Annotated in this window: 19 protein-coding genes; 11 read left to right on the top strand and 8 right to left on the bottom strand. The window is 63.4% G+C overall.

What is annotated here, in order from left to right:
- Nucleotides 1-19: 19 nt before the first annotated feature.
- The gene (locus ABFC66_RS04765) at nt 20-1,150 is read left to right on the top strand and encodes an acyl-CoA dehydrogenase family protein (protein ID WP_346739821.1); all 1,131 of its coding nucleotides are present in this window, start codon (nt 20-22) and stop codon (nt 1,148-1,150) included.
- A gap of 96 nt (nt 1,151-1,246) precedes the next feature.
- Here ABFC66_RS04765 and ABFC66_RS04760 read toward each other — a convergent pair whose 3' ends face one another.
- A complete protein-coding gene (locus ABFC66_RS04760) occupies nt 1,247-2,770 on the bottom strand; it encodes a HAMP domain-containing sensor histidine kinase (protein WP_346739820.1) in 1,524 nt (507 codons plus the stop codon).
- Between the two features lie 213 nt (nt 2,771-2,983).
- Between ABFC66_RS04760 and ABFC66_RS04755 the strand changes: the two genes are divergently transcribed.
- The 4 genes from ABFC66_RS04755 (at nt 2,984) to ABFC66_RS04740 (ending at nt 5,918) form a co-directional block, all read left to right on the top strand.
- Nucleotides 2,984-3,784: a crotonase/enoyl-CoA hydratase family protein gene (locus tag ABFC66_RS04755; protein WP_346739819.1), complete on the top strand. Its 801-nt coding sequence runs from the start codon at nt 2,984-2,986 to the stop codon at nt 3,782-3,784.
- A gap of 121 nt (nt 3,785-3,905) precedes the next feature.
- A complete protein-coding gene (locus ABFC66_RS04750) occupies nt 3,906-4,199 on the top strand; it encodes a putative quinol monooxygenase (RefSeq protein WP_346739818.1) in 294 nt (97 codons plus the stop codon).
- 10 nt (nt 4,200-4,209) lie between these two features.
- Complete coding sequence (locus ABFC66_RS04745) at nt 4,210-5,418, top strand: acyl-CoA dehydrogenase family protein (protein WP_346739817.1); 1,209 nt, start codon at nt 4,210-4,212, stop codon at nt 5,416-5,418.
- On the top strand, nt 5,415-5,918 hold the full coding sequence (locus ABFC66_RS04740; protein ID WP_346739816.1) for a GNAT family N-acetyltransferase: 504 nt from the start codon (nt 5,415-5,417) through the stop codon (nt 5,916-5,918). The genes ABFC66_RS04745 and ABFC66_RS04740 overlap by 4 nt, the downstream gene beginning before the upstream one ends.
- 162 nt (nt 5,919-6,080) lie before the next feature.
- Here the strand turns inward: ABFC66_RS04740 and ABFC66_RS04735 are convergent, their stop codons facing one another.
- Nucleotides 6,081-6,986, bottom strand: a complete 906-nt coding sequence (locus ABFC66_RS04735) for an SDR family NAD(P)-dependent oxidoreductase (RefSeq protein ID WP_346739815.1) — start codon at nt 6,984-6,986, stop codon at nt 6,081-6,083.
- Nucleotides 6,987-7,215: 229 nt separating this feature from the next.
- Here ABFC66_RS04735 and ABFC66_RS04730 point away from each other — a divergent pair, with 229 nt between their 5' ends.
- Both ABFC66_RS04730 and ABFC66_RS04725 read left to right on the top strand, forming a co-directional pair.
- On the top strand, nt 7,216-8,475 hold the full coding sequence (locus ABFC66_RS04730; RefSeq protein ID WP_346739814.1) for a nucleoside transporter C-terminal domain-containing protein: 1,260 nt from the start codon (nt 7,216-7,218) through the stop codon (nt 8,473-8,475).
- A gap of 81 nt (nt 8,476-8,556) precedes the next feature.
- On the top strand, nt 8,557-9,975 hold the full coding sequence (locus ABFC66_RS04725) for an MFS transporter (RefSeq protein ID WP_346739812.1): 1,419 nt from the start codon (nt 8,557-8,559) through the stop codon (nt 9,973-9,975).
- Here the strand turns inward: ABFC66_RS04725 and ABFC66_RS04720 are convergent.
- Both ABFC66_RS04720 and ABFC66_RS04715 read right to left on the bottom strand, forming a co-directional pair.
- The gene (locus tag ABFC66_RS04720) at nt 9,972-11,000 is read right to left on the bottom strand and encodes an LLM class flavin-dependent oxidoreductase (protein WP_346739810.1); all 1,029 of its coding nucleotides are present in this window, start codon (nt 10,998-11,000) and stop codon (nt 9,972-9,974) included. The two genes, ABFC66_RS04725 and ABFC66_RS04720, sit on opposite strands and share 4 nt — an antisense overlap.
- Nucleotides 11,001-11,027: 27 nt before the next feature.
- Nucleotides 11,028-11,468 (bottom strand): PaaI family thioesterase, encoded by a 441-nt coding sequence (locus ABFC66_RS04715; RefSeq protein WP_346739809.1) that lies wholly within the window; start codon nt 11,466-11,468, stop codon nt 11,028-11,030.
- Between the two features lie 182 nt (nt 11,469-11,650).
- On the opposite strand from ABFC66_RS04715, the gene ABFC66_RS04710 reads away from it, so the two are divergent.
- Genes ABFC66_RS04710 through ABFC66_RS04700 form a run of 3 tightly spaced genes read left to right on the top strand, consistent with a single transcriptional unit; the run spans nt 11,651 to nt 14,459 of the window.
- Nucleotides 11,651-12,802, top strand: coding sequence for an acyl-CoA dehydrogenase family protein (locus tag ABFC66_RS04710; protein ID WP_346739808.1), 1,152 nt, complete (start codon nt 11,651-11,653; stop codon nt 12,800-12,802).
- Between the two features lie 5 nt (nt 12,803-12,807).
- A complete protein-coding gene (locus ABFC66_RS04705; protein WP_346739807.1) occupies nt 12,808-13,413 on the top strand; it encodes a uracil-DNA glycosylase family protein in 606 nt (201 codons plus the stop codon).
- A gap of 5 nt (nt 13,414-13,418) precedes the next feature.
- Entirely contained in the window at nt 13,419-14,459 is a 1,041-nt protein-coding gene (locus tag ABFC66_RS04700) for a lysophospholipase (protein ID WP_346739806.1), read from the top strand.
- On the opposite strand, the gene ABFC66_RS04695 is transcribed toward ABFC66_RS04700, so the two are convergent.
- Nucleotides 14,423-16,909, bottom strand: a complete 2,487-nt coding sequence (locus ABFC66_RS04695) for a patatin-like protein (protein ID WP_346739805.1) — start codon at nt 16,907-16,909, stop codon at nt 14,423-14,425. The two genes, ABFC66_RS04700 and ABFC66_RS04695, sit on opposite strands and share 37 nt — an antisense overlap.
- Before the next feature lie 264 nt (nt 16,910-17,173).
- On the opposite strand from ABFC66_RS04695, the gene ABFC66_RS04690 reads away from it, so the two are divergent.
- Complete coding sequence (locus ABFC66_RS04690; RefSeq protein WP_346739804.1) at nt 17,174-18,544, top strand: ATP-binding protein; 1,371 nt, start codon at nt 17,174-17,176, stop codon at nt 18,542-18,544.
- Nucleotides 18,545-18,550: 6 nt separating this feature from the next.
- Here the strand turns inward: ABFC66_RS04690 and ABFC66_RS04685 are convergent, their stop codons facing one another.
- Genes ABFC66_RS04685 through ABFC66_RS04675 form a run of 3 tightly spaced genes read right to left on the bottom strand, consistent with a single transcriptional unit; the run spans nt 18,551 to nt 22,166 of the window.
- Nucleotides 18,551-20,365, bottom strand: a complete 1,815-nt coding sequence (locus ABFC66_RS04685) for a DUF2264 domain-containing protein (RefSeq protein ID WP_346739803.1) — start codon at nt 20,363-20,365, stop codon at nt 18,551-18,553.
- Nucleotides 20,362-21,159, bottom strand: coding sequence for a TIM barrel protein (locus ABFC66_RS04680; RefSeq protein WP_346739802.1), 798 nt, complete (start codon nt 21,157-21,159; stop codon nt 20,362-20,364). The genes ABFC66_RS04685 and ABFC66_RS04680 overlap by 4 nt, the downstream gene beginning before the upstream one ends.
- Nucleotides 21,156-22,166, bottom strand: a complete 1,011-nt coding sequence (locus tag ABFC66_RS04675) for a hydroxyacid dehydrogenase (protein ID WP_346739801.1) — start codon at nt 22,164-22,166, stop codon at nt 21,156-21,158. Before ABFC66_RS04675 ends, ABFC66_RS04680 begins: the two co-directional genes overlap by 4 nt.
- Nucleotides 22,167-22,458: the final 292 nt, after the last annotated feature.

Genomic DNA, 22,458 nt, shown 5'->3' with positions numbered 1-22,458 from the left:
TAACGGGAAGGGCAAGGACATGGATTTTTCGTTCACTGAGGAGCAGACCCTGCTCCGCAATACGGTGCAGAGCCTGCTGGCCGACAAGTACGACTTCGACACGCGTCGCAAGATCGTGAAGTCGCCCGAAGGCTGGAGCCAGGCGATGTGGCAGCAGTTCGCCGAGCTGGGCCTGCTCGCCGCGCCCTTTTCCGAAGAGCTGGGCGGCCTCGGCGGCGGCAGCATCGAAACCATGATCCTGATGGAAGAGTTCGGCCGTCATCTCGTGGTCGAGCCCTTCGTCGAGACGGTCGTGGTCGCTGGCGGGTTCCTCCGCGAAGGCGGCTCCAAGGAGCAGCAGGAAGCCCATATCCCCGGCATCATCGGCGGTGAGACGGTCTGGGCCTTCGCCTATGCCGAGCCGCAGGGCCGCTACAACCTCGCCGACCTCGTCACCACGGCGAAGAAGGACGGCGCGGGCTACACGATCAACGGCTACAAGGCCGTGGTTCTCGGCGCTCCCTGGGCGCAGAAGCTCATCGTCACCGCGCGCACCTCGGGTGGCCAGCGCGACCGTGACGGCGTTTCGGTCTTCATCGTCGACAAGAACGCCGCTGGCGTCTCGACCCGCGACTATCCGACTGTCGATGGCCGCCGCGCCTCGGAGATCACCTTCGAGAACGTCAAGGTCGGCGCCGACGCGCTGATCGGCGCGGAAGGGAAGGGCCTGCCGCTCGTCGAGAAGATCACCGATCAGGCGATTGCCGCTCTCTCCGCCGAAGCCGTCGGCTGCATGGGAGAGCTCAACAAGGCGACCGTCGAATACTGCAAGACGCGCAAGCAGTTCGGCGTGCCGATCGGCAAGTTCCAGGTTCTCCAGCACCGCATGGTCGACATGTTCATGGCCTATGAGCAGTCGGTTTCCATGACTTACATGGTCAACCTGAAGCTCGATGAGAGCGAAGCCGAGCGCACCAAGGCCGCCGCTGGCGCCAAGGTCCAGATCGGCAAGGCCGGTCGCTTCGTCGGCCAGCAGGCCGTGCAGCTCCATGGCGGCATGGGCATGACCGACGAACTGAATGTCGGCCACTACTTCAAGCGCCTCACCATGATCGACACGCAGTTCGGCAATGTCGACCACCAGCTGAAGCGCTACTCGACCGCTGCCTGAAGTATTCGAGTCTGACTCAAGGGAAAGGCCGTAACTCATGTTACGGCCTTTTCTTTTTGCCCCGAATCTGAGGATTTTGTTGAGAGTCTCGCGCTATCAGGCGGTGGCGCGGCATTCCGACGGCGCAAGCTGGCGGAGGCGGGCGAGGGGGAAAACGGCCTCGGCCTGAGTGCCCTGGCCTAGCGTGCTGCGGAGCTCGAAGCGTCCGCCGTGAGCTGCAAGCAGGCCCTTGACGATCGAGAGGCCGAGGCCCGTGCCCTTGCCGGGTTGGGCAATGCCTGCCGCGCCCTGGGCGAAGGCTTCCATGACCTTGTCGATCTCGGACCCGGCGATGCCCGGCCCTTCATCATGGACCCCGAAGCGAAGGTCACCCGTCGGGTCGAGCCGCGCGATCATCCTGACCGTGGTGTTGGGCGGCGAGAACTTGATCGCATTGGTCAGCAGGTTGATCCAGGTCTGACGCATGGCCCGCGCATCGGCCCGCAGGACAGGCAGGCCGGTATCGAACTCCTCGATCACGTTGACACGCTGGGCCTGCGCGCGGATGTCGAGCAGGCGCTTGCAGTCCCGCGCCAGATAAACGATGTCGACTTCTTCCTCGACGATCTCGAAGCGGCCCGCCTCGATGCGCGACAGGTCGAGAATGTCGTTGATGAGGCCGAGCAGGTGCTGGCCCGACTGGTTGATGTCGTTCGAATATTCCTTGTAGATCGGCTTGGAATGCGTGCCGAAGATCTCCGTCGCCATGACTTCCGAAAAGCCGATGATGGCATTGAGCGGCGTCCTGAGCTCATGACTCATATTGGCGAGGAAGCTCGACTTGGCGCGGTTCGCCTCCTCGGCGCGGGCACGCGCCGCATCCGACTCGCGTTTGGCGCGGAAAAGCTGCTCGATGAGCGCGTTCTTGTCCGACTGAAGATTGGCCGCGCGGAGCATCGTGTTGTTGACGATCCTGGCCAGATGGAAGAGCAGCGCGAGAAACAGGCCGAGCGCGACGAGGAAGGTCAGGTGGGTGGCTTTGCCATAGGCAAGAAAGCGCAGCCCGATTCCACCTGCAACCGGCATCACTGTACAGCAGAAGACCGGGAAGTAGACGATCGTGATGAGTGTCAGAGGCGCCAGCGCCACGGTCATCAGAGCCAGAAGAAAGGTCTGATGGTCGGCATGGTTATGCGGCCAGAGGAAGTAGAGGGCGGAGACGAAGGCCGTGCTGAAGGCGAGCGTCAGCAGTTCGAAGCGGCGGGCCCATCGTCCTGCATCATCGGGTTCAATGTGGCTTTGCAGAAATTCCCGGGCGTTGATGTAGCTCGCTGCCTGCAGCGCAAGCATGACGAGCAGCCATGCGCCGATCTTCCACCACGCCACGTCGTCGCCGAGGCTCAGGCCGAAAGTGGCGACCATGAGCGGGAAAACGAGAGGAATGCTGACCTGTGGCTCCGCCAGCGCGCGAAGCTGGGAAAGGCGGGCTTCCGGCGACATGCGGGAGGGGCGGTAATGGCGCGCGCGCACGAAGGACGCGATCAGCGTTTCCCAATGGAAACCGATCCCACCCCCGGAAGTGCTATCGCCTGCGTGCCGCCTTTTCCGGCCGACACCTTGCGGCGCGTCTTCCACTGCCATGCCCAAACGTCCCTCAATGACGGAAAGCCTGCGCGTTGCAAAAGCTCGCTCGCGGAATCTCCCGCTTTCCGTTTGTGCCAAGGGTCGGCTAAAATTGTTAACAAGCCTTTCCAGCCATTGGTTAACGCAGGCTTTCACGCGGTGTTTCCTGGGGAAGACCGTGGACCAGACAAGTTGCGGGGCAAAGCATCCCGCACCAGCGGAGGACGTCGGATGAGTGAAGCGTTGTTGTTCGAGAAAAAGGGTCATGTGGTCACGCTGACCATCAACCGGCCGGAGAGCCGCAATCCGCTGGGTGCGGCCGACGATCCGGAGAACTTCACGAATGCTGTCGCGCGCATCAATGCGGATCGCGACGTGCGCTGCGTGATCCTGACCGGTGCGGGCAAGGCGTTCTCCGCGGGCGGCAATGTCAAGGCGATGCGGGAGGGCGGCGAAGGCTTCGGCGGACCCGGCACGCATATCCGCGAACGCTACCGCAACGGCATCCACCGCATCGTTCGTGCGGTCTGGAACATCGAGGTGCCGGTCATCGCCGCCGTGAACGGTCCGGCCATTGGGCTCGGCAATGACGTCGCCTGTCTCTGCGACACGCGCATTGCCGCGGACTCGGCGATCTTCGGCGCGACTTTTCTGAAGATCGGCCTGATTCCGGGCGATGGCGGGGCATGGCTCCTGCCGCGCATCATCGGCATGGCGCGGGCGTCCGAGCTTCTTTACACGGGCGACACCATCGACGCGAAGACGGCGAAAGAGTGGGGCCTCGTCTCTGAAGTCGTCCCCGCAGCCGACCTGATGCAGCGTGCGCATGAGGTCGCGAACAAGATTTCGGTCCAGGCGCCCGACGTGCTCCGCATGACCAAGCAGCTGCTGCGCCACGGCATGACGACCAGCTTCGACGCCATCATGGAGCTTTCGGCCTCTATGCAGGCGATCGCCCATCACAGCGCGGACCACAAGGAAGCGCTGGACGCCTTTTTCGAAAAGCGGGCGCCCGTCTACAAGGGCGAATAGCTGTTCAGGAATGAACCGGGGGCCGTTCGTGTGATTTGACGCAGCGTATCAGAGGCGTTGAAGCGGCCCCCCAATGCCACTAAAGTCGCGCCCAATCAATAATTCAATCAGGGAGCTGTAAATGAGCGTCGTAGGCATTGTTGCCACCATCAAGGTGCAGGCGGGCAAGGAAGCGGAATTCGAGAAGATCTTCTCCGATCTGCGCGCCAAGGTCCGCGCCAATGAGGCGGGCAACCTTCAGTACGATTTCTTCAAGATGAAGGACGAGCCGACCTACGTCGTCATGGAGCAGTATGCCTCCGAGCAGGCGATGGCGGAGCACGGCCAGTCCGAGCATTTCAAGGCGGCCGGTCCGGCGCTGGGTACGGTTCTCGCGGGCCGTCCGGCGCTTCAGATCGTCTCCAAGGTCGAATAAGGACACTGCAATGGATCTGTCGTTCAGCAAGGAAGACGAAGCCTTCCGTCAGGAAGTCCGCGCCTTCATCGCGGAAGCCTATACGCCCGAGATGCGCGCCAAGCACGCGCGCTCGAAGCACGGCTACATGGACAAGGCGAGCCATGTGCAGTGGCAGAAGTCGCTCGCGAAGAAGGGCTGGCTCGCGCCGAACTGGCCCAAGGAATATGGCGGGCCGGGCTTCTCCGCCTCGCAGAAGTATATCTTCGACGTGGAGATGGGCGCCGCTGGCGTTCCGCACACCGTTCCCTTCGGCCCGACCATGGTGGCGCCCGTCATCATGAAGTTCGGCACGCCGGAGCAGAAGGCAAAGTATCTGCCGGACATTCTCGAAACGAATGTGCTCTGGTGCCAGGGTTATTCGGAGCCGGGCTCGGGCTCTGACCTCGCCTCGCTCCAGACCAAGGCCGAGAACAAGGGCGACCATTATCTCGTCAACGGTTCCAAGATCTGGACCTCGGTGGCGCAGTGGGCCGACTGGATCTTCTGCCTCGTGCGGACCTCGAAAGAGGGCAAGCCGCAGGAAGGCATTTCCTTCCTGCTCATCGACATGAAGACGCCGGGTGTGAAGGTCGAGCCGCTGGTGCTGCTCGACGGGACGCCCGCGCCGCATCAGGAAGTGAACCAGGTCTTCTTCACCGATGTGAAGGTCCCCATCGGGAACCGCATCGGCGAGGAGAACAAGGGCTGGACCTATGCGAAGTACCTGCTCGAATTCGAGCGCGGCAATCCTTATTCGGCGGGCCTTTATCGCGCGCTGAACAAGGTGCGCAAGCGTGCGAAGGAAACGATCGTCGATGGCCATGCGGTTGCCGACGAGCCTTCGTTCCAGGCGCGTGTCGCCGATCTCGAAGCGCAGATCACGGCGATGGAGTTCACCGAGCTTCGCATCTTCTCGGCGCTTTCGACCGGCGGCAATGTCGGCCCCGAATCCTCGCTTCTGAAGTGCCGTGGCACGGAGCTTCAGCAGGAAGTATCGCAGCTCGCGGTCGAGGTTCTCGGCAGCTACGCGATCCCCTTCGTCGAGGATGGCATGATCGAAACCAATGAGCCTTCGATCGGACCGGAAAACGCCTTCACGACGGCGCCGTACTACTTCTCGCTCCGCAAGGCTTCGATCTATGCGGGCTCGAACGAAGTGCAGCGCAACATCATGGCGAAGGCTGTGCTCGGGCTTTGAGCCAGGCCTCCGACAATGTGACTATAAGACTTGCGAGCGCCGGAGACATTCCGGCGCTCGCGCGCGTTTGGCACGATGCATGGCATTCGAGCCATGCTGCGATTGACCCTGACGTCGCCGCGCGCCGGCCGATCGGGTTCTTCAATGAGCGGATCGGAACGGCGCTGCCGAATTGCGCCGTGGCCGTCGTTGGAGGCGATGTCATCGGCTTTGCGAGCTGGCAGGGCGACAGTATCGGTCAGGTTTTTGTAATGCCCGCCTTTCATGGACGCGGTATCGCGGCGCTGGTGATAGGCGCCGCGGAGGATGCGCTGCGGGATGAGGGCTTCGAGCGCATCACGCTTTTCTGCCGCACGGGAAACGACCGCGCGCGGGCTTTCTACGAAAAGCAGGGCTGGGAAGTCGTCGGCGAGGTGCCGCACGATCTTGGCCACATGGAAGGTCGAAAGCCGGTTACCGTCTGGCGGCTGGAGAAGTCGCTGGACCAGGAATCCCGCTAGCCTTTCGTCATGCCGGACTTGATCCGGCATTCATCGTCCTTCGCGTCGTGGCGCAAAGATGGCCCCCCCGGTCGAGCCCGGGGTGACGGATCTTGTTGGGACGAGGCGCAACAAAAAAGGGAGCCCGGAGGCTCCCCTTAATTCGTCCGTAGACGGCGTTTCTTACTTGCCGCCGGAGGCGAGCTTGAAGAACTTGCCGGTCTGCTCGCCACCCATGAAGTAGGGCGCGGCGTTCGAGAAGTCGGAGATCTTCTCCCAGTTCGCGGCAACCTTCTCGGCGGAGAGGTCGGCACCGCCAAGGAACACGCCTTCGGACTCTTCCATGCGGGCCGCGGCAAAGACGCCGGCGCCGGCGCAGAGGATCATGCCCGTCGGGGCATCTTCCGAAACGAGGAACATCACGCCCGGTGTGACCGATTCCGGCGAGAGCATCTTTTCAGCTTCCGGCGGCATCAGGTCCGAGGTCATGCGCGTATAGGCGACCGGCGCCAGCGCGTTGCAGCGGATATTGTCCTTCTGGCCTTCGAGCTTCAGCGTGTTGATGAAGCCGACGACGCCGAGCTTCGCCGCGCCGTAGTTGGTCTGGCCGAAGTTGCCATAGAGACCGGTCGACGAGGTCGTGACCATGATGCGGCCATAGCCCTGATCGCGCATGATCTGCCAGACGGCCTTGGTCGGCTTCACGGTGCCCATGAGGTGCACGTCGACGACGAGCTGGAAGTCGGCGATTTCCATCTTCGAGAACGACTTGTCGCGAAGAATGCCGGCATTGTTGATGAGGATGTCGATGCGGCCATAGGCGTCCATGGTCTGCTTGACCATGTGGGCGACGCCCGCGTCGTCGGTGACGCTGGAGCCGTTGGCGATGGCTTCGCCGCCGAACGCCTTGATTTCCTCGACGACCTTGTTCGCCGCATCCGACGAACCGCCGGAACCGTCGCGCGAGCCGCCGAGGTCGTTCACGACGACCTTCGCGCCGCGGCGGGCGAGTTCCAGGGCGTGGCTGCGGCCGAGGCCACCGCCGGCGCCGGTGACGATGGCGACCTTGCCGTCAAAACGAATGCTCATGGGTCTAGTCTCCCGTTAGGTGTGTCGCGCCTGAGGCGGCCTTTGGTGCCCTTGGGGTAGGGCCAGTTTCGGGGTGACTTTGTGCATGATGGCCGGTAGGGGGTCAAGGGAGGGCATTGTTGCGCGGATGAACAGGCGTCAGACAGACTTATCCCCGGCCCCCCTGCAGGCCATTATGTTCCGGCCAGCCTGACCGATTCCCGCGAGGGACAACGTTATTGGAGTGAATATGCATCTTCTGTCCCTGCAAAGCGCTTTCGGGCTGGTCGTCATCGTCTGCGCGGCCTGGGCGCTCAGCGAACGCAGGGGCGCCTTTTCGGTTACTCAGGTTGCCGTCGGCGTGGGGCTCCAAATCGCCATTGCGCTCCTGCTGCTCAAGGTACCTGCGACGCGGGGCGCGCTGCTTGCGCTTAACGGGGCGGTGGACGCGCTGACCGAGGCGACGCGCGCAGGCACCGGCTTCGTCTTCGGGTATCTGGGCGGCGGACCGGCCCCCTATGAGGTCAAGAACCCGGCCAATGTCTTTGTGCTCGGATTTCAGGCCCTGCCGCTGGTCGTCGTCATGTCGGCTCTTTCGGCGCTGCTCTGGCACTGGCGCATACTTGGATGGGTGACGCGCGGTTTCGCCTTCCTGCTGCAACGGAGCATGGGACTCGGCGGGGCGGTCGGTCTCGCTTCGGCGTCGACGATGTTTCTCGGCATGGCGGAAGCGCCGCTGCTCATCCGGCCCTATCTCGAACGGCTGACGCGGGCGGAACTCTTCATCATGATGACGGTGGGGCTCGCCAGCGTTTCCGGCACGGTGCTCGTTCTCTATGCGAGCGTTCTCGAGCCGGTGGTGCCGGGCGCGCTGGGGCAGATTCTCGTCGCGTCGCTCATCTCGCTGCCGGCGGGCATTACGATCGCGCGGGTGATGGTGCCGGAGGAGGCGGGCTTCGTGGGCACGGGCGTTGCCGGAGAGGAGCCGCTCGTCGACTACGAGAGCAGCATGGACGCGGTGACGCGGGGCACCGTGGACGGCCTCCACCTGCTGCTCAACATTCTCGCCATGCTTGTCGTGATGGTGGCGCTGGTCGCGCTCATCAACATCATCCTTGGCGCATTTCCCGACGCCGGCGGCGCGCCGCTCACCTTGCAGCGCATGCTGGGCTGGGCCTTCTCGCCGCTCGTATGGCTGATGGGCGTGCCCGCAAGCGAAATGCAGACGGCAGGGCAGCTCATGGGCACAAAGACGATTCTCAACGAGTTCATCGCCTATATCGATCTGGCGCATCTGCCCCAGGGGGCGCTCAGCCCACGCTCCGCGCTGATCATGATCTATGGGCTTTGCGGCTTCGCCAATCTCGGCAGCGTCGGCATTCTGATCGGTGGGCTGACGGCCCTGGTGCCGTCGCGTCGCTCTGACATTGTGACGCTGGGAACGCGGGCCATCGTGTCCGGAACGCTCGCGACGTCGATGACGGGCGCGGTGATCGGTCTCATTACCTGAAGCGAGCCTTGCGAAATACGTTGCCGTGGTTTCCGGGAGGATAGTAACGTCCGTTTACTAACCTTTGGGGAGGCGGGAACAATGAACAAGGGCCAGCACAAGCCCGGCGTGCCGAAGCTCGGCAAATGGGAGCTATTCGCTTATGGGCAACTCGTCGTGCCCATGGCGGTCATCGGGCTTCCGCTCGCGATCTACATTCCGCCTTTCTATTCCGGAACGCTTGGCCTCGATCTCGGCGCCATCGGCGTCATTCTGATGCTCGCGCGGCTGAGCGACGTTTTCGTCGATCCCTTCATCGGCCGCTGGAGCGACCGCACGCATACGCGCTGGGGCAGGCGGCGGCCCTGGGTCATCGTCGGCGTCGGCATCATGATGATCTCGGCGATCATGCTCTTCGTGCCGCAGGGGCAAGTGACGAACCTCTATCTGCTCGGATGGATCTGCGCGATCTATCTCGGCTACACGCTGATCGAGATTCCCTATGGCGCATGGGGTGCGGAGATTTCCGACGACTATCACGAACGCAACCGCATCACCGGCAGCCGCCAGATATTCATGCTGGTCGGGTTGCTGATCGCCATTTCGGTGCCCATCGTTGCAAGCCAGACAGGCAACGGCGCCTCGGCGGCAAGCGCGGCGTCGCGCGGGGCCATGGCGGCGCTTGGGTGGCTCACGGCGGGGTTGTTGCCGGTCTGCCTCGTCATTCTTCTTGTGTCGGTACGGGAGCCTGCGCGAGGGCACAGCACGCCGATTTCGTTTGGCGCTGGCGTGCGCGTGGCAATGCGGAACGGGCCACTGCGCATGATACTTGCGACGGTCATTCTCGGCGCGCTGGCGGGCTCGATCAATGCAGGCGTGGCCGTGCTTTTCTTCGAGCATGTGGCGCAGATGGGCAGCAGCAGCTCCGTGCTGATTTTCGCGCTCTTCGCGGCGGGCGTGGTCGGTTCGCCCTTCTGGGTCGGGATTGGCGGGCGCATCGGCAAGCACAAGGGGATCGGCGTGGCGGGTTTCGTAAGCCTCGCGGCCTTCGCGTTGGTGCCCGTCATCATTTACTGGGTGAAGCCGAATTATCCCGACGCGGTGTTCCCCGCCATGCTCGGCATCACGGTGATACAGGGCTTCACGATTGGCGCGGCACCCATTCTCGGCCAATCGATCCTCGCCGATGTCGTCGATCTCGACACGCTCAAGAGCGGCGAGCAACGCACGGCATTTCTCTTCGCCTTTCTGGCGATGGTCAGGAAGATATTCGAGGCGGCCGGCGTGGGCATTGCGCTGCCCGTGCTTTCCTGGATCGGGTTCGATCCGCAGTCGCACACGAACAGCGCGACGGCGAATTTTGCCCTTACCGCCATGTATTGCCTCGTTCCGCTGGCGCTATGGATCGTCTCGACGACGATCATCTGGAACTATCCGATCACGCATGAACGGCAGGTGCGGCTGCGCGCTGCGCTCGACCGGCGGACGGAGCGGCGGGCCCGGATGCAGGCGGCGGACTAGATACCGAAGGCTTCCGCCAGAAGTTCATAGGAGCGGATGCGGTCTTTCTGGTCGTAGGTGATGGTGAGGATGACGAAATCATCCACGCCATATTCCTCGCCCATGGCAAGGAGCCGCCCGCGCACCTGTGCGGGCGTGCCGACGATGCCGCGGCGTTCGACGGCGCGAAGCATGACCTTTTCATCGTCGGAATACTGATAGGCGAGAGCCTCTTCAACCGAGGGGAAGGCGCCTGCGCGGTTCTGCAGGAGATGCAGCACCCATAGATTTCGCGGCGCGGCGATGCGGCGGGCGTCCTCTTCCGTCTCGGCGACAGTGACCGACACGGCGATGGAGCCATGCGGCGACGACAGATGGCGCGATGGCTTGAACTGGCTGCGATAGAGATCGAGAGGCCCCGTGCCCGCGTCCTGATTGATGAAATGGGCGAAGCAATAATGCATGCCGAAGGAGGCGGCATAGGCCGCGCCGTCGCCGCCGGAACCGAGCATCCAGAGTTCCGGCATTCCGGGCCCGCGCGGCGTCGCGTGGATGCCGCGCCAGGGGTGTGTTTCGGGGAAGCCGCCTGCGTCCCCTGACAGCCCATTCGAGTCTTCGAGGAACTGGATCAGCAACTCGACCTGTTGCGGGAAGACGTCGATCGGATAGGCATTGGGGCCGGGCTGAAGGGCGCGGGCGGTGCGCTGGTCGGAGCCGGGCGCGCGGCCGACGCCGAGATCGATGCGGCCGGGATGGAGCGTCTCGAGAACGCGGAAAAGCTCCGCCACTTTCAGCGAGCTGTAATGCGGCAGCATGACGCCCGCCGAGCCGACACGGATGTGGGCGGTCGCCGCGGCGATGGCGGCGATCATGATCTCCGGCGCGGAGCCCGCGAAGGAGTTGGTGTTGTGGTGCTCGGCAACCCAGTAGCGGCTGTAGCCCAGACGCTCCGCATGGCGCGCAAGGTCGAGCGTGTTCGCCATGGCCTCGGCGGCGGTGCCGCCCTGACGGATCGGGGACTGGTCGAGGACGCTCAATGTGACCATGGCTTTGGCTCCGGCCGCTGCTGCGCGCTAGTGGGATTCAGGCTTCTGCCGGACCCGCTTCACGATGCCGCTGAAATTCAAGAGGACGCGTTCGCCCTCGGCGCTTGCCGTGTAGACGCGGCCGCGAAGGAAAACCATGCTGCCCGTATTCTTCATGACTTCGCCGCGCGCTTCGACAATGTCGCCGGGGAGTCCGGCGGCGGTGAATTCCGCATTGAAGGATACGGTGACTGCGTGGCCGCCGATCACGTCGCGGCCGATGGCGAAGAGCGAGAAATCGGCGAAGGTCATCAGGAGGCCGCCGTGAAGGAAGCCGCCGCCATTGCAATGGGCAGGCGTGGCCTCGAAGGCGCAGCGCACTTCGCCCGTTTCGAGCCTGCGGAAGAAGAACGGACCGGCGCGATCCTCGAAGGGGTCGGTGCCGTCCCAGCTTTCATAACCGGCGAGACGGGGGGGAGGAGTTTTCATGGCAGGCCCTCAAAGCAGCTAGATAGGTCAAGTCTCCGGTTCATAGCAGGCGGAAGGGTTGCGCCGAAGGGGAGAATTGAGGGCGGAACGGGCGATTTTTCCCTATTTTCCGAGGGGCTTTGATCTTTCGGCACCAGCGGCTAAATTCCGCCCCTGCATACCCCCAGAAGAGCGGAGCGAACATGGCCCTCGATGCCGAAACACGCGAACAACTGATCTCCTCCGTCCGTCGCTTCGTCGACGAGCGGCTGCGCCCGATCGAGGACCAGGTGGCGGAGAACGACGCCGTTCCCGCCGGGATCGTCGAGGAAATGAAGGAGCTCGGTCTCTTCGGCATCTCCGTGCCGGTCGAGTATGGCGGGCTGGGGCTCAACATGGAGGAGGAATGCCTTCTCATGTTCGAACTGGGCCGCACCTCGCCAGCCTTCCGCTCCGTCATCGGCACCAATGTCGGTATCGGCAGTCAGGGCATCGTCATGCATGGGCGGCAGGACCAGAAGGAATACTGGCTGCCGAAGATCGCCAGCGGCGAGGTCATCATCAGCTTCGCGCTGACGGAGCCGGAAGCGGGTTCGGACGCGGCCTCGCTCAAGACGACCGCGATCCGCGACGGCGACCATTATGTGGTCAACGGCACGAAGCGCTTCATCACCAATGCCAACAAGGCGCATGCCTTCACGCTGATGGCGCGTACCGACCCCAAGACGCCGGGCGCGAAGGGCGTTTCGGCCTTCGTCATTCCGCGCGACATTCCGGGCATCAGCATCGGCAAGCCCGAGAAGAAGATGGGCCAACAGGGCGCGCATATCTGTGACGTCATCTTCGACAATGCCCGCATTCCGGCGGATTGCCTTCTCGGCGAGACGGAGGGCAAGGGCTTCGTCACCGCGATGCAGGTGCTGGAGCGCGGACGCCTTCACATTTCCGCCGTCTGCATGGGCGTGGCCTCGCGGCTCGTCGAGGACTCGACGAAATACGCCGCCGAGCGCCATCAGTTCGGCGCGCCCATCGGCAATCTGCAACTCGTGCAGGCGATGCTGGCGGATTCGAAGATGGAGCTTTATGCGGGCCGCTGCATGGTCATTGACGCCGCGAAGCGCCGCGACGCGGGCGAGGAAGTTGGAACGGAAAGTTCCTGCACCAAGCTCTTCTGCTCGGAGGCTGTGGGCCGCATCGCCGACCGCGCGGTGCAGATCCATGGCGGCGCGGGCTATGTCGCCGATTACGGCATCGAGCGCTTCTATCGCGACGTTCGCATCTTCCGCATCTATGAAGGCACGAGCCAGGTGCAGCAGGTCATCATCGCACGCAACATGCTGAAGGAAGTTCAGTAGGGCAAATGGGCCGGAGCGCGCTCGACAAGCTCGCAAAGGAAATCCGTGCCTGCCGACTCTGCATTGAAGAGCCGGCAGGCAAAACGCTTCCGCATGAGCCGCGCCCGGTCTTGCGCGTGTCGCAAACGGCGCGGCTTTGCATTGTGGGGCAGGCTCCCGGCACAAGGGTTCACGCATCCGGTACGCCCTTCACCGATCCGAGCGGCGACCGCTTGCGCGACTGGATGGGGGTGAGTTCGGAAGAGTTCTATGACGTCTCCCGCGTCGCCATCGTGCCCATGGGTTTCTGCTTTCCGGGGCTCGACGCCAAGGGTGGCGACCTGCCGCCGCGGCGCGAATGCGCGGGCCATTGGCGGGCGCGGCTTTTCGAACTCATGCCGCAGATAGAATTGACGCTGCTTGTCGGGCAATATGCGCAAAGCTGGCACCTTGGGCCGAGGCGCAAGGCGAGCCTGACTGAAACCGTTGTGGCGTGGCGCGATTATCTTCCTTCCGCCATACCTCTGCCACATCCCTCCTGGCGTAATAATGCCTGGATCAGGAAGCATCCATGGTTCGAAACGGACGTTCTTCCGGCGCTGCGACGAGACGTGCGCCGGCTGATTGGATAAGGCAAATGCGCAAAGCACTGCGGGTGGCGCTCGGATCGGCGCTTGTTCTGGGCGTGACCTTCGGCTGCGCCCCGCGCCTCATGGCGACGGGCGACCCGGTCTATACGCCTCGGATCGAGAGTCAGAATGTCGTGACCTCGGATGGCGCGCGGCTGCCCTTGCGCGTCTGGCCGGCGGCGAGTCCGAAGGCCGTCATCATCGGCGTTCACGGCTTCAACGATTATTCCAATGCCTTCGACATGCCGGGCCAATGGTTTCCGGAGCATGGGATCAGCGTCTATGCCTATGACCAGCGCGGCTTCGGGCGCGCGCCGGGACGCGGGCTCTGGGCGGGCGATGCGCGAATGGCCGACGACCTCAATGCCGTGGTCGCACTGGTCAGGAAAGAGCATCCCGGGGTGCCGGTCTTTCTGCTCGGCGAGAGCATGGGCGGCGGCGTGGTGATGCGCTCTTTCACTTTGCCCAATCCTCCCAAGGTCGATGGCGTCATCCTCGCGGCGCCCGCCGTTTGGGGCTGGCGTGAGATGAACACCTTCTACGACGTCGTGCTCTGGTCGAGCGCACATATGCTGCCGGAAATGACGGTGACCGGGCAGGGGCTCAAGATCAGGCCGTCGGACAATATCGAGATGCTCCGGGCGCTCGGCCGCGATCCACTGGTCATCAAGGAAACGCAGGTTGGAACGATCTATGGCCTCGTCAACCTGATGGACGAGGCGGCTGCGGCCGCGCCGCGCATCAACGTGCCGGTGTTGTTGCTCTATGGCGCGCATGACCAGATCGTGCCGGAACTGCCGGTGGCGCATTCGCTCGCCGAAATGAAGGCGGCGCATGTCGATGTGAATGCCGCCTGCTACGCAAACGGCTATCACATGCTGCTGCGCGATCTGGAGCGGCAGGTCGTGTGGACGGACATCGCCAACTGGATCGACGATCACGATGCGCCGCTCGCCTCGGGCGCGGGCGATCTCAAACCATGTGGCGATATTGCGTCTGCCAGCGAAACGCGTCAGGCGCGGTCGGGCGCGAGTTCCGTCATTCCCTGAGCAGGTTCCTGCGCCGGTTCGTCCTGCCGTTCGCCGATATCGATGTTGAAGCGCGTGGCGATCTCGTGTTCGAGGTCGCGGACGAGATCCGGCACCGCGTTGAGATGCGGCTTCTCTGCCGCGAGAATGGCGCGGAAAAGGCGGCCCTTGAGCTTCGCAAGGTCGATGCCGGAGGCCGCGACATTCGGCGCCGCCGCGCTCGCTACGATGTCGACCAGCCGGTCGGCTGTGTGGAGGCGGCCCCAGAGATAATCGTTTTCACGCGCCCGGCGGCTGAAGAAAGCCGCGAAGTGGCCGAGATCGCGACCCATCAGCGTGGCGCGCGCGCCGCCGGAACGAATGGCCTTGGCGTCTTCGGGGCTGATGCGGTCGATCTGCACCGTATCGACGTCGTCGAGATCGTTCCACTTGTTGAGCGGCAGCGTCAGCACGTCGAAGAAGGGGAAGCCGACAAAGGCGTGGATGAGTTCGAGCCGGACCGCATAAGGCAGATAGCTGCCTGACATGACGGAGATGGTCTGGTCGATCACATGATCCGCGCCGACGAGATCGAGCATCGGGCCGATCTTCCCGAGGAGCTCATCGATGGCGTCCGGCGTTGGCGCACCGTCGCCCAGCATCTGCGAGCAGAGCGCGATGATCTCCGGCGTACGGATGCGGGAGGCCGGGCGCCTGTTCAGCAATTCAAGACATTCATAGAGGTTTGCCTTGAAGGCATCGAGCGCTTCGGTGTGATCGGGTGCGCTGGCCTGCTCTTCATAAAGCTCGTTGAGGCGGCGAATGACGAAGCGCAGACGCCGGATACGGAAACTCAGATCGAAGTCGCGAAGGAAGCGGACCCAAGACGTGGCGGCGGTCGGCGTCTCCATGTGCCCGTCGACGCGTGTCCAGCGGACCGGGAAGATATCGCGCTGATGCGCCCATTCCTCGATTGCGCGCGAAAGCTTCTGGCGGTCGCGCGGCTGGACCACGGTGCCGCTCGCCTCGACGATGAAGTTCGTGAGGCGATCGAGGACCGACATGACCTTCAGCTGAATATAGCCGTCATAGGCGTAGCCCGCCTCAAGCGCGGATTGCGTGTTGGCGAGGTCGCGCCACCGGGCCAGAGCGTGGGGGCTCGGCGAAATCTGGGGGCCGCTCTCGATCACCTCGCGGATGCGCGCGGCGACATGCGGACGCGTCGCGGTGACGATCCGGCGATACTGGCGGACACGTTCGGAAAACTCGTGAACGGACTCCAATTCGTCGCGTACCGGCTGATTGCGCGGAATGTCGGAGAGCGCACCACGGATCGTGTGGAAGAAGCCGGGCGGCATGCCGCCCGCCTCGAGATGGCCGCCTTCCGGATCGGGATCGATATAGACGATGCGGCGGTCGACCTCGCGATAGGCGGGGCGGCCGCGCAACGAGGCGATGGCTTCACCGAAGGGCTTGTTGTTGAGCACGCTGCCATCGATGAAGGACGTATTCACCGGGTCGGCGCCCGAGGCGATCAGGGGCTTGAAATTGCCGCTCAGGAACTCGGCGCGCGTCGGCCAGGAGTCGCCGCGGCGTTCGAGCGCAAGATCGATTTCGCCGATCTCCGCGGGCGGAAATGCACCGGGGAAAGACGATGTCGCGCGCGCGGCGAAGACGAGGCCGGGAACATGGTCGCTGTCGAAATCGGTATCCATCTGTCCGCCGGGGTGCTGGAGATAATCGAACTTCAGCACATGGCGATGCTCGCGCTCACGGATCGAGGAGGGATCGTGCAGCGGAATGTTCTGTGTGTATCCGTAGAAATCGGTAACGGAAACGATGAGCTCGAGCTTGTGGCCGATGGGGAGCAGCGAACCGCCGGGCTGCGCATCCTTCTCCATTGCGCGGCAGGCATCGAGCAGCATGTTCGTCAGCAGCATGCCGGAGAAGGGCGGGTTGAACCAGCGCGAGCGCGTGAAGAGCAGAAGCTTCTGACGCATCTCGGCGTCGGGCGCGAATCGCGTCAGCCAACGGCTGTTGATCGCCCAGAAGACCGGCTTCATGAAGAGCTTGCTCCACTTGCCGGCGATATGTTCCTCGTCCATCAGGGAGAGGATATCCGCCTGTTCGAGCCACATCTTCCTGTGGCCGTCGAGCGAGAGATCGTGGGCAAGCGCGCGGGCGAGAAGGACGCCGTTGATGCCGCCGGCGGAGGCGCCGGCAATCGTGTCGACGAAGACGCGGAGCTCAAGCGTTTCGCCGATGGCGCGAAGCAGCTCGAAATAGATCTCTTCCGTATCGCATTCACGGCCGTTGCCCGGCTCGAGATCGGTGAAGTTCGCCGACTGGCGGCGCTGGCGATCATGTTCACCGTGATAGACGCGGGAGGCGCGCACCAGCTTCAGGATCTCGCGCGAGACGCCATACATGTAGACGGCCAAGGACACTCCGCCGTAGCAGACGAGAGCGAGCCTGAGTTCCTTTTCCTTCATGCGTCGGACCGCGCTGCCCGCAGGTGAGATTGCCTGCGTTGGTTCATCCTGACCGACATTGGTAAAGGAACATTAAGGATGTTGGGAAGGATTTTGTCTCTTTCTGACACCAGCCGAGGCGATTGCCTCCGTCCCGAAGCACAGGCTTGTGACACTTTTAGCGACTTCAGCAAGGTCCTCTTAAATCCCCGCGTGAAATAATGGCTTTTGACCGTGCCAAATTGCTTGGGCGGTGGCTGAGGGCGCATTCGAGTAGCAGCAGGCATGACCTCGGAAGAGCATATTCGTCGCAAGGTGCTTCTTTACTGGATATCGCTGGAGGACAGGCTTTATCTGTTCCGGTGCTCCTTTCCGCTTGCCCTTGCGGTGACGACCATGGCGGCCAGCGGCCTCACCAGCGGCGTCGGCTGGTTCATTGCCGCCATTGCGCTCGACACGGGCACGCTGATCTGGCGCCGCAAGGTGAAGCAGAGCATCGTCGATATCGATACGGAGCGATGCTGGCGCGATGCCGGTCTCTTTCATGTCGCCTCCGTCGCGACCTACACGATAGCGGGTTACAATTGGGTCCTGGCGGAGCCGCATAACTTCGTCGTGACAGCGATCGTCTTTGGCGCAAGCGTGATGACGCATTGCTCATGGACGCCGACGATGCGGCAATGGCCCAATTTCATCGCGCTCGTCATGCCTTTCACGCTCATCGTCTATGCGGCGGACCGGGCGGGCCTGCTGACGGTGCTGTCGGGCGTGCTCTGCCTTGTCCTGCTGGGCACGACCGTCGTCATCATGCATTTCAACAGGCAGAAATATTTCGAGACCTTCGCCCAGCTTCAGGCTGAGGAGGATCTGGCGCACAAGCTCGACGCGGCCTTCGAAACGGCAGTATTCGAGAAGGCTCGGGCCGAGGAAGCAAACCGGATCAAGTCGGATTTCCTTGCCACGATGAGCCATGAAATCCGCACCCCGATGAACGCGATCATGGGGTTTTCGGATCTCATCACGCACATGAGCAAGGAACCGAAAACGCGCGAATATGGCCAATATATTCATGACGCGTCCGTGGGGCTTCTCACCGTGCTCAACGACGTGCTGTTGTTCTCGAAGATAGAAGCCGACAAGATCGATCTCGACGAGCGGCCCACGGAGCTGTCGGCCATCTTCGAGTCGTTGCTCTATTGGCAGGCAATGGCGCGAGAGAAGAACATCAAGCTCAACGTGGACTGCAGCGCCTTGCCGCAGGAGAGCGTGCTTGCTGACGAAGGCAAGCTGCGTCAGGTGCTCACCAATCTCATCTCGAACGCGATCAAGTTCACGCCCTCGGGCGGGCGGGTCGATCTGCGCTGCATGGTGCTGAACCGGCAGCGCGACGCCCTGCGTGTCCGCTTCGAGGTGGAAGATACCGGCATCGGCTTTACCGATGACGTGGCTGCCCGTCTCTTCAAGCCATTCGTGCAGGCCGATGGCGATATCGCAAAGACATATGGCGGCACCGGCCTTGGACTTGCCATCAGCGCCAAGCTGGTGAGCCTGATGCGCGGCGATATCGGGGCGGAGGCAATGCCCGACAAGGGCGCGCGTTTCTGGTTCGAAGTTCCCTTTGCCTTGACGGTGATACCGCTTTCGCGGAGCGCCTGAGACAGGTCACCGGTCGAACCACGGGCCCTCGGGCAATGCGGGAGCCTCGTTCCAGCGCGGCTCCGCGCCTGCGTCCGCGCTGATGAAGACCGCCGTCGCCAGGGTGAACCTGCCGGGCGCATGTCTGCCCTCGAGCAGTGGCAGCAGGGTTTGCGGCCAGACAAGGCTCGTTTGTTGCGCGGGCACACCAATGCCGCCTCTGCGCTCCCCCTGCAGATCGCGAATGCCGCTGAGGCCTGCCCTGCTGCGCACCAGCGTCTGCCATGCGCTCGCCTGGGGCGGAGCCTCGCCACCCGTGCGATCGATTGAAAAGCCGCCTTCGCGCGATATCAGAGGCACGGGGGAGTTGATGCGATGTATGCGGAGGAGCCAGGGTAGATCCGTCGCGATGAGCCATGTCTCGATGGTGACGTCGCCAAGGCGGGCGGACTTCGCGCTCTTCCAGGGTTGCCATATGGAATGAACGAGGCCCGGCTCTATCGCGACAACCCTTGCGTCGCGGCGGATTGCGAACTGGCCCGGTTGATCGGCAAGGGCGAGGGCGAGCATGTTGTCGGGCAGAATGCCGCTCCCGTTTGACGTTGCAGGCGAGACGCTGAAGCCAAAGCGCGAGGAATAGGCGAATTTCCCGTATTTCGCGGCCGCCGAGCGATGCAATGGCGCGGTCTGTCCGCCGGAGAGCGCGACGACGTGAGCGCTGTCCTCGACAATGACCATGCCGGGGTGACGCTGTGCCGACGCGGCGTGGAGCGACGGCGGCGCTTCTTCGGTGGCCCAGAAGGGATGCGTCGCGGGCAGGGCGAGCGGCAGAAAGGCCTTCATCGCCCAGTAGGGCGACTGCGGCGAATTATATTCCTCTCCCATGGCGGGATTTTCATAGGCGTAGCCGATGGTGAGCGCGCCGTGCCCGTTCGCGATGTCGCGCCGCGACCACCAGCGCATGTGACGCAGATAGACTCCCTTGATCTCGCTCCAGGGCAGCGCTTCGACGTCCGCGAAAGCGAGTGCGCCCCAGAAGCCGGCCGGCGCGAAGCGGTAGGTGAGGCTGCGTCCGAAGGGAAGGGCGGCGCCGTCAGCCGCGAACCAGCGCCGGTAATCGGGGGCGAAGAGGCGCGCGCGCGAGCGGAATATCTCGGCGCGCTCAGGGTCGCCGCAGAGACGCGCATGGATCAGCCCATAGAAGTGGAAGGCGAAGGCGATGTAGTGGTCGACCTGATTTCTGGCGCCGTCGCTGTACCAGCCATCTCCGAGATAGAAGCTGTCGAGACGCGTGAGCGCGGCATCCACCGCAGGCTGACTGTATGCTGCGCCGACATGCTTCAGGCCGAGGTTCACCATGACTCGGAAGAAGAGCCAGTTGTTGTCGACGATGCCGACTTCGTTGATGTAGTGGAGCCAGCGCGCGACATTGCGCTTGGCGGCCTCCGGCAGCGGGATCCAGATATGTTCGGGCACGAGGGCCAGAGCGAAGCCGATCGCCGCCATTTCGACCAGCCGTTGATCGCGATTGCGAGGTGGGCCCCAATATTCGCGATGGGATGGGTCGGTGCCGTTGGCGAGGCCTTCGCGGATCATCTCCCAGTAGGGAAATTCATAGCCGCCCGCCGCCAGCGGCGCGATGCCCCAGAGCGGGCGCGCGAAACCTTCGAGTTGCGATGGCACCTCGCCGAAAATGGCATGAGACCGCGCGAGGCGGACGCGCGCGTGGCCGGGGCTGTAGAAGGGCAACAGCGGCCTGAAGAGATCGAGCGCGGCGCGGGCGACGTCGTCGCGTGTCGCCAGCGGATTGCCGGCGAGGGGATTGGGGGACTCCGGGCTCATTCAGACTCGGCCTCTTCGGCAAGCCAGTTGCGGAGGGTTGCCGCGTCGCGCCGCAGCGTTTCCGGATCGTCGCCAGCGACAAATTCGAGCAGGGCATAGCGAGGGCGGCCAGGTGGGGCTGCGAGCGCGCTTACCCGGCGCAGGAGCGGGCGCCAGAAATCGGCGCCTTCCGCGAGAGGGCGCCGTTCGCCGGAGGCACTCCAGCAAAAGACGTGGAGATGAGTGAGATGAGGCGCGATGGCGTCGAGTTCCGCCGCGGCTTCCTCGAGAGTGATACCGGGGCGCGGTTGCCAGTAGGTATGGAGGTTCGGGTGCCGTGCGGCCGCGAGGAGGGCGCGCGATGCCTCTGCGCCATCGTTCAACGTCTGCGGATGAAATTCGAGGGAGAGCGAAATACCCAGACTAGCCGCCTTCGCGGCCATGCCCCGCAGCGCATGGGCCGCGCCGTTCCGGTCTTCCAGACTGGCTTCCGCAGAGGGGATCCCTCTGCGCCCCGCCCATATGCGGATGTTGGGCGCGCCGAGCGCCTGCGCCGCTTCCAGCACATCGGCGAAGTTCTGACCTGTAATATGGCTGCCCGCTTCGACATAGGAGCCGTAGGACACGATTGCGAGGCCTGCATCGCGGCACCGTGCGGCGACGGCGCGGGCGATTGCGCGATCATGCGGTCTCACATGGACATCGGCTCCCCATTCGATGCCCTTCAAGCCGCATTCGGCCGCGAGCGCGATGATGGCGTCCGGCGGCAGGGCGCGAAACGTTACCGAACACAGACCCGGTGTCAGAGCGCTCATGCCTGATGCTCCAGCTCGGAGAGCGCCACGCGGTGTTGCAGCGGCTTGCCCTGAATATAGCGCTCGATCTCGTCGAGGATCATGTCGGTCATGCGCCGGGTTTCGGTTCCCAGCGAGCCGGCGATATGGGGGGTCAGGAACACGTTGGGCAGATCGAACAGTGGCGAGCCGGCAGGCAGTATATCCGGCTCGGTCACGTCGATGATGGCGTCGATGCGGCCGCTCGATGTTTGCTCGATGAGAGCGTCCTGATCGACGATGGCGCCGCGCGCCGTGTTGATGAGCGTCGCGCCGGATCTCATCAGGGCAAGCCGGCGCCGGTCGATCATGCCTGTGCTCTCCGGCAGCAGCGGGGCGTGGATGCTCACCACGTTGGCCGTCTTCATCAGCGTGTCGAGTTCGACGAGCCTGGCGCCGAGCTGCAACGCTTCGGCGGCATCAACCAGGGGATCGAACAGAAGCACTTCGAAGTCGAATGGCTTCAGCAGGGCGATGACGCGCCGCCCGACGCGCGAGGCGCCGACGATGCCGATCGTCTTGCGATAATTGCCGAGACCGGGCGCAAGCTCGGCCCATGCCGAGGCGTGCCGCGCCTCGCGATAGGCGTTCCGTAGCGCAAAGACCTTTTTGTTGGCGAAGAGGATAGCCGCGAGCGTGTATTCGGCGACGGGGAGCGCGTTAGCATCGGCAGCCGAAGTCACGGCAATGTCGCGAGCCCCGATCGCGGAATCGAGAAACGGCTTCACCGAACCCGCCAGATGGGCGACGAGGCGGAGATGCGGCGATGCGGCGAGTTCTGCGGCGCCGAGATGCGGAGCACCCCAGCCGGTGATGAGGATTTCCGTCTGGCTGAGCAGGACACGCGCCGCCGTATCTTCAAATGAAGCGAGAGGATTGGGGGCGAGCAGCGTGACGAGATCGCGCAGCCGGGCGGTGTGCTCCGCGGAAAATGAATCGGCGTGAGCCTTGGGGTCGAAAGCCAGCAATGTCAGGGGCTTGTGCGGCATCGTTGGCTCCGGCGCGGAAGTATCAAGGCTAGGTCTCGGCATTATGCCTTGGAAACGCGCGAGAGGGAGCCTGATTGGATCGAGCTTCCCTTCCGTTGAGCCAGGAGCCCGCGGGCCGGTGTTATTTACTGCGCCTTTATGGTCACGGCCCTTCCGATAATGAGAGCAGATCGCCGCACCTGACGCGGCATATCTTGACTGACCTCATAAATTAGGTGGAATGCACCTAACGATAGATCACATAAGCGAATCAAAAATAGGTGCATGTGGTCTTAGTTGTGCGGATGCCTGT

Source organism: Parvibaculum sp. (genome assembly GCF_039680535.1).
Classification (GTDB): Bacteria; Pseudomonadota; Alphaproteobacteria; order Parvibaculales; family Parvibaculaceae; genus Parvibaculum.
Note: the sequence above shows the minus strand (reverse complement) of the source record. Positions and strands in the feature narration are given on the sequence as shown.